Origin of the sequence: Shewanella sp. 10N.286.51.B8 (genome assembly GCF_041469325.1) — a bacterium.
GTDB lineage: Bacteria > Pseudomonadota > Gammaproteobacteria > Enterobacterales > Shewanellaceae > Shewanella.
Genome location: NZ_JBFRKG010000013.1, coordinates 12,895 through 26,467, shown reverse-complemented (window position 1 = coordinate 26,467; position 13,573 = coordinate 12,895). Strand labels below are relative to the sequence as shown.

Annotated in this window: 9 protein-coding genes; 7 read left to right on the top strand and 2 right to left on the bottom strand. The window is 44.4% G+C overall.

Features of this window, described 5'->3' with window-relative positions; genetic code table 11:
* Positions 1–328 precede the first annotated feature (328 nt).
* The 6 genes from ilvG to AB4160_RS06245 all read left to right on the top strand — a co-directional run bounded on the left by ilvG (position 329) and on the right by AB4160_RS06245 (position 8,262).
* Positions 329–2,002 carry an acetolactate synthase 2 catalytic subunit gene (gene ilvG, locus AB4160_RS06270; RefSeq protein ID WP_102519703.1) on the top strand — a complete coding sequence of 558 codons (1,674 nt, stop codon included), beginning with the start codon at positions 329–331 and terminating at the stop codon, positions 2,000–2,002.
* The gene (gene ilvM / locus AB4160_RS06265; RefSeq protein WP_372003924.1) at positions 1,999–2,295 is read left to right on the top strand and encodes an acetolactate synthase 2 small subunit; all 297 of its coding nucleotides are present in this window, start codon (positions 1,999–2,001) and stop codon (positions 2,293–2,295) included. Before ilvG ends, ilvM begins: the two co-directional genes overlap by 4 nt.
* A 33-nt stretch (positions 2,296–2,328) precedes the next feature.
* The gene (locus AB4160_RS06260; RefSeq protein WP_102475778.1) at positions 2,329–3,258 is read left to right on the top strand and encodes a branched-chain amino acid transaminase; all 930 of its coding nucleotides are present in this window, start codon (positions 2,329–2,331) and stop codon (positions 3,256–3,258) included.
* A 191-nt stretch (positions 3,259–3,449) separates the two neighbouring features.
* On the top strand, positions 3,450–5,309 hold the full coding sequence (gene ilvD, locus AB4160_RS06255) for a dihydroxy-acid dehydratase (protein ID WP_372003922.1): 1,860 nt from the start codon (positions 3,450–3,452) through the stop codon (positions 5,307–5,309).
* A gap of 3 nt (positions 5,310–5,312) precedes the next feature.
* Positions 5,313–6,890 carry a threonine ammonia-lyase, biosynthetic gene (gene ilvA / locus AB4160_RS06250; RefSeq protein ID WP_303446741.1) on the top strand — a complete coding sequence of 526 codons (1,578 nt, stop codon included), beginning with the start codon at positions 5,313–5,315 and terminating at the stop codon, positions 6,888–6,890.
* Positions 6,891–7,107: 217 nt separating this feature from the next.
* Complete coding sequence (locus AB4160_RS06245; protein ID WP_372003920.1) at positions 7,108–8,262, top strand: alanine--glyoxylate aminotransferase family protein; 1,155 nt, start codon at positions 7,108–7,110, stop codon at positions 8,260–8,262.
* 97 nt (positions 8,263–8,359) lie between these two features.
* Here the strand turns inward: AB4160_RS06245 and ubiK are convergent, their stop codons facing one another.
* Positions 8,360–8,611, bottom strand: a complete 252-nt coding sequence (gene ubiK / locus AB4160_RS06240) for a ubiquinone biosynthesis accessory factor UbiK (protein ID WP_076541888.1) — start codon at positions 8,609–8,611, stop codon at positions 8,360–8,362.
* A gap of 212 nt (positions 8,612–8,823) precedes the next feature.
* On the opposite strand from ubiK, the gene rep reads away from it, so the two are divergent.
* A complete protein-coding gene (rep, locus tag AB4160_RS06235) occupies positions 8,824–10,836 on the top strand; it encodes a DNA helicase Rep (RefSeq protein ID WP_102439733.1) in 2,013 nt (670 codons plus the stop codon).
* Here rep and AB4160_RS06230 read toward each other — a convergent pair.
* Entirely contained in the window at positions 10,826–13,498 is a 2,673-nt protein-coding gene (locus AB4160_RS06230; protein ID WP_372003918.1) for a diguanylate cyclase domain-containing protein, read from the bottom strand. The genes rep and AB4160_RS06230 overlap by 11 nt on opposite strands.
* Between the last annotated feature and the right edge of the window lie 75 nt (positions 13,499–13,573).

Sequence of the window (13,573 nt, the reverse complement as noted above, 5' to 3'; positions counted from 1 at the left end):
GTTGTGTTTATAAATCGCTTTATGGTACTCCTATAAAGGATGAATTATAAACAGTCTGGCAAAGTGCGAGACCTTATAGCAACATTAACAAATATTTTTTAAGACATTTTTAGGATTCAGTCATTTATGTTTAACCAAGCTGCCCAGCTCATTATTGTGATTATTACCGTCGTGATTATTAAATCACCGCGGGGGTGGAGTTTGGCAAAAAGACTGAGTTAGAAAGTCAACATTTGCAAAAACCCCCGCTCCGAAAGGAACGGGGGTTTTTTAGTTTTAGGGCTGCAAATACTGGGCACATTAACAATACAGAGCGTGAGAGATGCATATGGAATCAGGGCAAAAAATGAGAGGCGCGGACGCAGTCATTAAAGTATTGGCCGCACATGGTGCAACCACAGTATTTGGTTACCCAGGTGGCGCTATTATGCCAATTTATGATGCTCTGTATGGTAGCCCTGTTACCCACCTGCTGAGTCGCCATGAGCAAGGCGCTGCATTTGCCGCTGTGGGTTATGCTAGAGCCAGCGGTAAAACGGGAGTCTGTTTTGCCACATCAGGCCCAGGTGCGACTAATTTAATCACCTCGCTTGCTGATGCATTACTGGATTCTGTGCCTTTGGTGGCGATTACAGGCCAAGTGTCAACGGCAGTGATTGGCACCGATGCTTTTCAAGAAATTGATGTTCTTGGTATGTCATTATCGTGCACCAAACACAGCTTTATGGTGACGGATATCAATGAGCTTATCCCGACGCTTTATAAAGCCTTTGAAATTGCCGCATCTGGCAGACCCGGCCCTGTGTTAGTTGATATTCCCAAAGATATCCAAATAGCTGAGCTTGAATACAAAACTCCAATACTCAGCTTTACTGAAGAACCCGCAGCTGAGCTAAGCGCGATAGATGCTGCTAAAGCTTTAATACAACAAGCTAAAAAGCCTATTTTGTATGTTGGCGGCGGGGTAGGTATGGCGGGCGCAGTTGATCATTTGCGTCAATTTATCAATGAAACGGGTATGCCTTCAGTGGCGACCTTAAAAGGTCTTGGCAGTATTGAACATGGCTGCAAAGGTTACTTAGGTATGCTCGGTATGCATGGTGGTAAAGCGGCAAACTTAGCCGTGCAAGCCTGTGATTTATTGATTGTCGTTGGCGCAAGATTTGATGATCGGGTCACCGGGCGATTAGCCACCTTTGCTCAAGATGCCAAAGTGCTGCACCTTGATATCGATATCGCAGAAATCAATAAGCTCCGCCAAGCTGATGTATCTATTTCAGCAGATTTAAGACAGGTGTTACCCGCGTTATCAATGCCGCTTTCATTAGCGCCATGGCAGCAAGAAATTGAAGATTTATATCAGCAACACCAATGGGATTATCAACATCCGGGTGAATTGATTTATGCCCCAGCAATGTTACGCCGTCTAGCAAACAAATTACCAGAAGACAGTGTTGTCAGCTGCGATGTGGGCCAACACCAAATGTGGGTGGCACAGCATATGTGGTTTCGCCGCCCTGAAGATCATTTATCCAGTGCAGGTCTTGGCACTATGGGCTTTGGTTTACCCGCGGCTATTGGCGCGCAAGTGGCGCGTCCAAATGCCACAGTGGTGACGGTATCTGGTGATGGTTCATTTATGATGAACGTTCAAGAGCTCACCACAATTAAGCGCCGCAAATTGCCGGTAAAAATATTACTGATTGATAATCAAAAATTGGGCATGGTTAAGCAGTGGCAACAACTGTTTTTTGAACAACGTTATAGCGAAACCGATTTATCAGATAACCCAGACTTTGTGTTAATGGCGTCGGCTTTTGATATTCCTGGCAGAACTATTCATCACGCCGATCAAGTCGAAGCCGCACTCGATGAAATGTTAAATACCCCAGGACCTTTCATGCTACACGTAGCCATTGATGATGCGTTTAACGTGTGGCCATTGGTTCCGCCAGGGGCATGTAATAGCGACATGATGGATCAAATGGAGAAGCAAACATGATGCATTCAGTTGAATTAACCTTACACAACCAACCGGAAGTAATGGAGCGAGTGCTGAGAGTGACTCGTCATCGGGGCTTTAGCATTATCCATATGAATATGCAGCTCAACGAGGCAGGTAGCGTCACACTGCATTTTGATGTCAAAAGTGAGCGAGTGATTGAATTGCTTACCCATCAATTAAATAAACTCATTGATGTCATCGATTGCCAAGCAGTGACTGTGCCTGCCGCTATCGATGTTAATACACCAATATTCGCAGCAGCTAGTCAAAAGACGACCGCGCAAGCATAAACAATTTCATCGATATAGATTAAGGGACAGACTATGGCAGCGACACAATCAGAACTTATATGGTTTAACGGTGAAATTATGCCTTGGCAAGATGCTAAGGTACACGTGATGACACATGCAATGCATTATGGCTCTTCAGTATTTGAAGGTATTCGCATTTATGATACTCATCTAGGCCCAGCAGGGTTTAGGCTAACCGACCACGTGCAGCGTTTATTTGATTCCGCCAAAATTTATCGAATGAATGTGCCTTTTAGCTTTGATCAAGTCATGCAAGCTTGCAGTGATTCTGTGCTAAAAAATAACTTACCCAGCGCTTATATTCGTCCATTAATATTTATGGGTGATGTAGGGATGGGGATCACCCCGCCAATTGACGCACAATGTGATATGGTCGTAGCGGCTTTTTCGTGGGGCGCCTACCTTGGCGAAGAGAGCATGGATGCCGGCGTTGATGTCGCAGTGACATCATGGCAGCGCCTAGCACCTAATACCATACCGACAGGGGCAAAGGCCGGCGGTAATTATTTATCATCACAGCTCATTTCTACAGAAGCAAAGCGTAACGGTTTTGATGAAGGTATCGCATTAGATACTAACGGTTTAGTTAGCGAGGGCGCTGGGGCCAATTTGTTTATTGTCAAAAATGGCAAAATATATACCCCGCCTGCAACCGCAGCCATCTTAAAAGGCATTACCCGTGACACGATTATGGTGTTAGCCAAAGAGCTTGGATACGAAGTGATTGAAGAAGCCATGGCGCGGGAATTTTTATATGTTGCTGACGAAATTTTCATGACCGGCACCGCCGCAGAAATAGTGCCAGTAAGAAGCGTTGACCGTATTGAGGTTGGCGCAGGCAAACGTGGCCCAGTGACACAACAAATACAACAAAGTTTCTTTGGTTTATTTAACGGAGAGACAGAAGATAAGTGGGGCTGGCTAGAGCCGCTAACTCAATAGCCTTGAGCTTAATAAGCAGCCTTGAGCTAAATCAAGAGTTATGAGCTAAATAAACAGCTTCAATCCATTTAAAATAATTATAAATTAAACGACTATTACAATTTGAATCAGTTTACTTTCAATGGTTACCGCATCATGTAAATGACTCAAATAAAATGGTTAAAGCAGTATTACAAGGAAAGGATAAGACAATGCCTAAACTACGCTCAGCAACCAGTACCGAAGGTCGTAACATGGCTGGCGCACGTGCCCTTTGGCGTGCAACAGGTGTAAAAGAAACTGACTTTGGTAAGCCAATTATTGCCATCTCGAACTCGTTTACTCAGTTCGTACCAGGCCATGTGCATTTAAAAGATATGGGCCAATTGGTTGCTGGCGCAATTGAAGAAGCAGGTGGTATTGCCAAAGAATTTAACACCATCGCCGTCGATGATGGTATCGCCATGGGTCATGGCGGCATGCTTTATAGCTTGCCATCACGTGAGCTGATTGCTGACAGCGTTGAATACATGGTTAATGCCCATTGTGCAGACGCGCTAGTGTGTATTTCTAACTGCGATAAAATTACTCCCGGCATGTTGATGGCAGCGCTAAGGCTCAATATCCCAGTGATATTTGTCTCTGGCGGGCCAATGGAAGCGGGCAAAACCAAGCTTTCAGATAAGATTATCAAACTTGACTTAGTCGATGCCATGGTAGCTGGCGCTGATACCAATGTCAGTGATGAAGACAGTAAGCAGATTGAACGTAGTGCATGCCCAACATGTGGTTCTTGTTCAGGAATGTTTACCGCCAACTCTATGAACTGCTTAACAGAAGCTTTAGGTTTATCACTACCTGGTAATGGCTCGTTATTAGCGACTCATGCTGCGCGTCGTAACTTATTTTTAGAAGCAGGTACGCGCATCATGGATCTCGCCACCCGCTATTATCGTGATGACGATGCCAGTGTTTTGCCGCGCAATATTGCCTCTTTTAAAGCCTTTGAAAATGCCATGGCGCTAGATATTGCCATGGGTGGTTCATCAAATACCGTATTGCATCTTATTGCTGCAGCACAAGAAGGTGAAGTGGACTTCACTATGGCTGATATCGATAGAATGTCGCGTATGGTGCCGCACCTTTGTAAAGTCGCGCCTTCAACGCCAAAGTACCATATGGAAGATGTTCATCGTGCTGGTGGGGTGATGGGTATTCTAGGTGAGCTAGATAGAGCTGGCTTACTGCATAGTGACGTTCCCCATGTGGCAGCGGATAATGGCGGCAATTTAAAATCAGTATTGGCTAAATATGATATTGCCCAAACACAAGATGCCGCTGTACGACGCTTTTATAGTGCAGGACCTGCAGGCATTCCAACACAAACTGCCTTTAGCCAAGATTGCTATTGGGACAGTGTCGATGATGATCGCCAACAAGGCTGTATTCGTACCCGTGAAAATGCCTTTAGCCAAGAAGGCGGCCTAGCGGTACTTTCAGGCAATGTGGCTGAAAATGGCTGTATTGTCAAAACGGCCGGTGTTGATGAGGAAAACCTGACCTTTGTGGGTACAGCGCGCATTTATGAAAGCCAAGATGATGCCGTAGCAGGTATTTTAGGTGGTGAAGTGGTTGCTGGTGAAGTGGTGGTTATTCGCTACGAAGGCCCTAAAGGCGGCCCTGGTATGCAAGAAATGCTTTATCCAACGACGTACCTTAAATCTCGCGGTTTAGGTAAGGCATGTGCATTGATTACTGATGGTCGTTTCTCTGGTGGTACCTCAGGATTATCAATCGGTCATATTTCACCAGAAGCTGCTGCTGGTGGCACCGTTGCACTGGTTGAAAATGGCGATACCATTGAAATCGATATTCCTTCACGTTCAATCAAATTAGCCGTTGCAGATAGTGAACTTGAGCGTCGCCGCGCTGCTATGGAAGCAAAGGGGCCACTTGCATGGAAGCCAGTATCTCGTGAGCGTTACGTATCTTTGGCACTTAAAGCTTATGCATTATTAGCCACCAGTGCCGATAAAGGTGCTGTGCGCGATCGCAGTAAATTAGAAGGTTAATCCATGCAATCCTTGGCATCAGCAACGCAACTGGAGTTAACGCCCATGCCCTTAGCTCAGCAATATTTACAGAAGATCCTATTGTCGTCTGTGTATGACGTCGCCAAAGTAACGCCGCTATCGAGCATGAAAAAGCTATCGGCACGCTTTGGCTGTGACGTGTATTTAAAACGTGAAGATATGCAGCCAGTGCATTCTTTTAAGTTGCGTGGTGCCTATAATCGTATTGCGCAGCTAACCCCTGAGCAAGCTGCTGCAGGTGTGGTATGCGCCTCTGCAGGTAATCACGCCCAAGGGGTGGCAATGTCGGCGGCAAGCGTTGGCATTAGTGCGGTGATTGTGATGCCGACGACAACCCCCGAAATTAAAATCGATGCGGTAAAGCGCTTAGGTGGCAATGTGCTGCTCCACGGTCAGGCATTTGATCAAGCCAATGATTACGCCAAAGCCTTATCTGAAACCGAAGGCCGAGTGTATATTGCCCCTTTTGATGATGAAGCGGTGATCGCAGGTCAAGGCACCATAGCTCAAGAAATGCTGCAACAGCAGCGTGATATTGATGTGGTGTTTGTGCCTGTAGGCGGCGGTGGTTTAATTGCAGGCATTGCGGCTTATTATAAAGCGGTTATGCCACAGGTTAAAATTATTGGCGTAGAGCCTGAAGATGCAGCTTGTTTAAAAGCGGCATTAGCTGCGGGCGAGCCAGTAACACTAAGTCAAGTGGGTTTATTTGCTGATGGCGTCGCGGTTAAGCGTATCGGTGAAGAGCCATTTAGAGTCGCCAAAGACTATGTTGACCATGTCATTACCGTTACCTCAGACGAAATCTGCGCCGCAGTAAAAGACATTTTTGAAGACACCCGCGCCATTGCTGAACCTGCTGGGGCGTTATCAACCGCGGGGATGAAAAAGTATCTACAGCATGTGGCCAATGACGCCGATAAGCCGTTAAAAGTGGCTTCGATTTTGTCTGGTGCTAATGTCAATTTTCATAGCTTGCGTTATGTCTCTGAGCGCTGCGAGCTAGGCGAGCAAAAAGAAGCTATTTTAGCGGTTAAAGTCCCTGAGCGTCCGGGGATATTTTTACGCTTTTGTGAGCTGTTAGAGAAACGCGCCATGACTGAGTTTAATTATCGTTTCTCCAGCCGTGATAAAGCGGTGGTGTTTGCAGGTATTCGCCTGTCAAATGGCCAAGCTGAGCTTGATGATATTATCGCAAATCTAGAAAGCGATGGCTTTGAAGTACAAGATTTGTCCCATGATGAAACCGCCAAGCTACATGTGCGTTATATGGTCGGTGGTCACCCGCCTGAGCCATTGGATGAACGCTTATTCAGCTTTGAGTTTCCTGAGCATCCTGGGGCGTTATTTAAGTTTTTAACTACCCTGCAAAGCCAATGGAATATCAGTCTATTCCATTATCGTAACCACGGCGCCGCTTACGGTCGTGTGTTAGCAGGTTTTGAAGTGCCCGCCAGTGACGGCGAAGCGTTTCAGCAATTTTTAACTGAGCTTGGTTTTGTTTATCAAGAAGAAACCCAAAGTCCAGCCTATCAGCTGTTTTTAAATACAGCTCAATAATAGCAGTCCGAGCATTTTCAGCCGAGTGCTAGCATATAGCAGAGCATGACAATAAATTTCATGCAGATAGCGATTTTGTGGTTATCTGTGTGTTATTGTCACAGCAGCCTGTTAACGGCGGCCACAAACGAAATTATATTCGGTGGCATAAAAACAATTAAAAAATGTAGGTTTCATTGAGCTATTACTAACTAGACCTCGAGCCAAGGAGACTTTGATGTTATCTGTTTCGTCGAATGCTGTTTCAAAAATTAGTGCCTTTAACCCACCTCGCCGCATCCTTATGGGGCCAGGGCCTTCAGATGTCTATCCTGAAGTTCTTGCTGCGCAAGCAAAACCCACCATTGGTCATTTAGACCCTTTATTCGTCGCCATGATGGATGAGCTAAAAGCGCTTATTCAATATGCATTTCAAACTGAAAATGAAATGACCCTAGCTGTGTCTGCGCCCGGTAGCGCTGGTATGGAAACCTGTTTTGTAAACCTGGTTGAGCCAGGTGAAAAAGTCATCGTCTGTCGTAACGGGGTGTTTGGCGAGCGTATGCGCCAGAATGTTGAGCGCGTTGGCGCGACTGCGATTGTGGTTGATAACGAATGGGGCGAACCTGTTTCAGTATCAGCGGTAGAAGCAGCGCTGCAAGCCAACCCTGATGCCAAATTCTTAGCCTTTGTCCATGCTGAAACCTCTACTGGCGCAGTATCTGATGCTAAAAGCTTATGCGCATTAGCGCAGCAACATGATTGCTTAAGCATTGTCGATGCGGTGACATCACTGGGCGGCGTTGAGTTACGAGTGGATGATTGGGGCATTGATGCCATCTATTCAGGTAGCCAAAAGTGTTTATCATGCGTGCCTGGGATTTCGCCAGTGTCTTTTTCAGCCAAAGCGGTTGAGAAATTAAAGCAACGTAAAACACCTGTTCAAAGTTGGTTCCTCGATCAAACCTTGGTAATGGGTTATTGGGGTAGTAAAGATAGTGGCGCAAAACGCAGCTATCATCATACCGCGCCTGTAAATGCCCTTTATGCACTGCATGAGTCATTACGTATTTTGGCCAATGAAGGCTTAGAAAACGCATGGCAACGTCATGCTGATATGCATCAGTTACTGCGCGCTGGCCTTGAAAAACTAGGGCTTACTTTTGTTGTTGATGAAGCGTGCCGTTTACCACAACTCAATGCGGTGTTTATCCCTGAAGGTGTTGATGACGCTGCAGTGCGTAAACAGTTGCTGGAAAACTATAATTTAGAAATCGGTGCGGGCCTTGGGGCATTAGCGGGTAAAGCCTGGCGCATTGGTTTGATGGGCTACGGCGCTAGACGCGAAAATGTTGCCTTGTGTTTACGTGCTTTAGAAGAAGCGCTGAACTAAGCAGGCTGATGTAAATGTTATATAAAAATGGCATCCAATTGGATGCCATTTTTATTGCTTTTTAGCCATGGTGATGGCTGAAAATACCAGCGATTTTCTACTCAGCTGAGAACTTTTTCTCTAATTCATCCACTTGGGCTTGCAGTGCTTCAAGCTTTTCACGGGTTTTTAATAACACGTGTTGCTGAACTTCAAACTCTTCGCGAGAGACCACATCTAATTTCATTAATTGGTTTTGTAGAATTTGCTTTGAACGTTCTTCAAATTCACCGGCAAATTGCTTTACGCCACTAGGAAGATTATCACTCAGTTGCTTGGCAACTTCTTCAAGTTTTTTAGGATTAATCATTATCAATTCCATATTAAAATTAGCTGTTTGTTAGCTCGATTGTACCTGAGGCGGAGGCGTTTTCCAAAGCAATCACCATTGTTTGCTGCTTCATTTGTCACTTTTAGTATTACGATCGAAAATACCATAACGATCGATATTTTTAATTGCAGCTTGGCGGTTTCTGGTATGATCACGATCCTTTTATTTTCGTTATTGGTGATCTAGTTAGCATGAAGTTAAATCCTGGGCAAAATGATGCCGTTCACTATGTTTCTGGACCTTGCTTGGTTTTAGCGGGGGCGGGTAGTGGTAAAACTCGGGTAATTATTAACAAAATTGCATACTTAGTTGAAAAGTGTGGCTACAAGGCGCGCAATATTGCTGCCGTGACCTTTACCAATAAAGCCGCCCGTGAGATGAAAGAGCGTGTCTCGCAGTCAATGGGGCGTAAAGAAGCTCGCGGTTTGTGGATTTCAACCTTCCATACCTTAGGCTTAGAAATTCTTAAACGTGAATATAAAGTGGTGGGCTTAAAAGCTGGCTTCTCACTGTTTGATGACCAAGACACCTTTGCATTATTAAAAGAGCTCACAGAAGATGAGCTTGAAGAAGATAAAGACCTCATCAAAGCGCTTGCTAGCGCCATTTCAAACTGGAAAGGTGATTTAGTCGTACCTGATCAAGCGCTCAAACGTGGCGGTGACGAACAAACTCAATTATTTGCCAAGCTTTATCAGCGCTATGCCCAGCAAATGAAAGCCTACAATGCGCTGGATTTTGACGATCTGATTTTATTGCCGACGTTATTGTTGCGTCATAATGAAGAAGTAAGAACCCGCTGGCAGACCCGTATTCAATACTTGCTGGTGGATGAGTATCAAGATACTAATACTAGCCAATATGAGCTGGTGAAGCTGTTAGTTGGCGAGCGTGCGCGATTTACCGTGGTAGGTGATGACGATCAATCGATTTATTCATGGCGTGGTGCTAAACCGCAAAATTTGGTGTTACTAGGGAAAGATTTTCCGCAACTGCGCTTGATTAAGCTAGAGCAAAATTATCGCTCTAGCCAACGTATTTTACGTGCGGCCAATATCTTAATTGCTAATAACCCCCATGTGTATGAAAAAACCTTATTCAGTGAGCTAGCCTATGGTGAGCCGCTTAGGGTGCTATTTGCTGCCAATGAAGAGCAAGAAGCAGAGCGGGTGGTAGCGGAGATTATTCGTCACAAATTCGTTGGCCGTACTCAGTTTGGTGATTATGCCATCTTGTATCGGGGTAACCATCAATCGCGGTTATTAGAACGTGCATTAATGACTAACCGCATTCCTTATAAGCTTTCAGGTGGCACTTCGTTTTTTGCACGCGCAGAAATTAAAGACATTATGGCTTACCTGCGCTTGGTGGTGAATCCAGATGATGATAATGCCTTCCTAAGGGTTGTTAACCTTCCTAAACGTGGTATTGGCCCTGCAACACTGGAGCGTTTAGGCAGTTATGCCAATGAAAAGCACATCTCGTTATTTGAAGCGATTTTTCAAGCTGAGCTAAACCATCATCTGTCGCCAGCGGCAATGGGGTCGTTATATCAGTTTGGTAAATTCATAGTCGATACCGGCGAAGTGGCTAGCCGCGGTGAACCGGTAGACGCCATTAAGCAGCTTATTCGTAAAATTAACTACGAAGATTATTTGTATGAAACCAGCACCAGCGCTAAAGCAGCTGAAATGCGGATGAAGAATATTTCAGAGCTGTATAAATGGGTGACTCAAATGCTTGAAGGTGATGATTTGGACGAACCAATGACCTTACCTGAAGTCGTTACCCGTTTGACCTTGCGTGACATGATGGAACGTAACCAAGAGGATGAAGGCGGCGATCAAGTACAGCTGATGACCCTACATGCATCGAAAGGCCTCGAATACCCTTATGTGTTTATGGTGGGCACCGAAGAGCGCATCTTGCCGCATCAGTCGAGTATTGATGAAGACAATGTCGATGAAGAGCGCCGACTCGCTTATGTGGGGATCACCCGAGCACAGAAAGAGTTATGGTTTACTATGTGTCGAGAACGGCGCCAGTTTGGTGAAACCATGCGCTGTGAGCCAAGCCGTTTTTTGATGGAACTGCCTCAAGATGACTTGATTTGGGAAAACCGTAAACCAAAGCAAACTGAGCAAGAAAGGCTGCAAACCGGTAAAAGCAATATTGCTAACTTGCGAGATATGTTTAAGAAGTAAGCTTAGCTAACTGACACTCCGCTCCTTGTTGGGTGTCAGCTATTTTCTCTAACTGCGTTTTTATACAGATGTCGTTAGCAGAGAATAAGCGCCCTTGACCTTGGTAGTACCCCAGCTGTCGTAACGCTGTGAGTTGTTCGTCAGTATTAACTCCATCAGCAAACATTTCAAACCCTAAGGTCGATGCAATGAGGCAATATGCTTTAGCCAATTGCAATTGTTTGCTATTCAGTAAATGTTGGCTTGCATCAGCATCCAGTTTAAGGGCTTTTATTGGCAAAAAGCTGAGGCTGCTTAACGAGCTATAACCTGTGCCATAACCATTAATGCCGATATTAACCTCAAGCTCAGTTAAAGTATCAAAGGCCGTGATATGGTTTTTTCGGTCTTTAACGAAGGCTTTTTCATGGAAAAATACCCATAAATGGCTTGGACTGATTTGGCTATTTTTGATGGTGTTTTTTAAGCTTCGTAAGTCGTATTTCAACTTAATATGCTTGCTTGATAGTGACATGTGAATTTGTGGCGCGTGGCCCAGGGTGTCAGTTAACGCCTTATAGCCACTATCGATATATTTAAATATATAGTCATCAAAAATGGTGATAGTTTGGGTTTTACTCGCCAATGACTGCAGTTGTTGGTGACTGATACTACCATGTGTAGCGTGTTGCCAAGAGGCTATGGGCTCATAAGCCAAAATGCTCAGACCATCAAAATCGACCACGGGGATTAAATTAACATTTATATGGTGATTTTCTAATGCCTGCTGGAAGTCCTGCTCTAATTCCACTCTTTGATTAAAGTGTTGCTCAATGTGCTGATCAAACACCACATAACAACCTTTACCTTTGGCTTTTGCCTGATACATAGCAGTGTCAGCATGACGTAAAATAGACTCGCTGTCATAGGAGGTGTTCTTTGCGCTATAAGCCACGCCAATACTAGCGCCGGAGATTACCTGTTGGCTGGTTAATGTAAACGGCTGAGCGATGGCTTTAAGTATGCGTTCACTGACATCTTCAGCATCTTGTTTACGATGAATTGAGTCTAGCAGTATCACAAATTCATCACCGCCTAAACGTGCAAGGGTATCGTTATCACGGATACACGCTTTTAATCTTTTTGAGGTTTCAATTAAAAATCGATCCCCTTCTAAATGACCTAAAGTATCGTTAATTTGTTTAAAGCCATCTAAGTCGATAAACAATAATGCACATTGTTCATTTTTATTACGCCTAAGATGTTTAATGGTTTGGGATAAGCGCTCCATAAAGAAGCTACGATTGGGTAAGCCGGTTAAATTATCATGTTTGGCATCAAAGACTAATTGGGCTTCGATCTTTTTACGCTGCATAATTTGTCGCTGCAAATTGTCATTCATTTCAGCGATAGCATGGGTGCGCTTTTGGACTTTGTCTTCTAATAATTCATGACTTCTTTTTAGCTGCTCTGCGGCTAATTTCTTTTCTATGGCATTGGCAATGTGTTGTGACACAAAGGTCAGTAACTCAAGATCTTTAACCGCAAAAGAGTCGTTATTGCTTAAGCTGTATATCGTTAACCCACCGGTGACTTCACCGTGGATGAATAATGGAATACCAATCCATTGCACCATTGCGTGAGTGTGGTTTAAGTCTGGATTATGGCCGTAGATGTCACCGGCTTTAATTAATGCTTGAATATCTTGCTGGCGCAGCAGTAGCGGCTTTTTATGCTTAAGAATATATTCTGTTAGCCCATCTTGCATTGGACGAGGCTTAGGCGGCTCTGAAGCCATCTTAGAGACATAAAAGGGGAAAGAAAGCGTATTGCTTGCTTTATTAACTAAAGAGATAAAACAATTTTCTGCAGGAATAAGTTGGCTGATGATTTTGTGGATCTGTGGATAGAATACAGATTGGCTAACATCAGAGGTCGACAGATCTGCAATTTGAAACAGTGCTGATTGCAACTTTTCAGCTTTTACGCGCTCTTGTACCTCTTGTTTTACTTTTTCGTAGGCATCACTGAGCTCTTTAGTTCGCTGCACAATGGCAATTTCGAGCTCTTCATTATGACGCAAACGTTCCATTACCCCAGAGATATGGTGGCAAATAAAGCCCATTAATTCTAATTCTAATTCACCATATATGATGTCATCACTGTAGCTTTGAACAACTAATACGCCAGTGACCTTATCATTATGCTTAATTGGTACCCCTAACCATTGCAGGCAGGCTGAACCTAAGTCATCTATTTCGCCTGCTTTTACCAGTGACTCAAAACCTTGAACATCACACAATAATGGCTCGCCAGTTCTCAGTACGTAGCCAGTAATCCCCCGTTTGAGCAGCGCTGATATTTCTTCATCGGGATAAAGCTCACTTGGATGGGGATCTTTTTCATCGGCAAAAAAAGGCAAGCTAATAATACTGCTGTCGGTATCGAGTTCAGCAATAAAGAAGTTGTCAGCGTGGATAAGTTTTTGCAGGTGAGAGTGAACGCCATGATAAAAAGCATCAAGGGAGATGGCGTTAGTGGCAATGTTGGAAATTTCCAGTAATGCATTTTGGATTACTTCAGCACGTTTGTATTTGCTTAGCAAACGCCTTAGTCGTGACACTCTTCTTTTGAGGTGCTCAACATTATCTGAACTAAATATGGGGAAGGTTCCCTTTTCCATAGCACGCCCTTAATTCCTTTAAGACTTTTTACTGACGTTTCAGTATATGAAACTTAACCAATAATGTGAACCAAC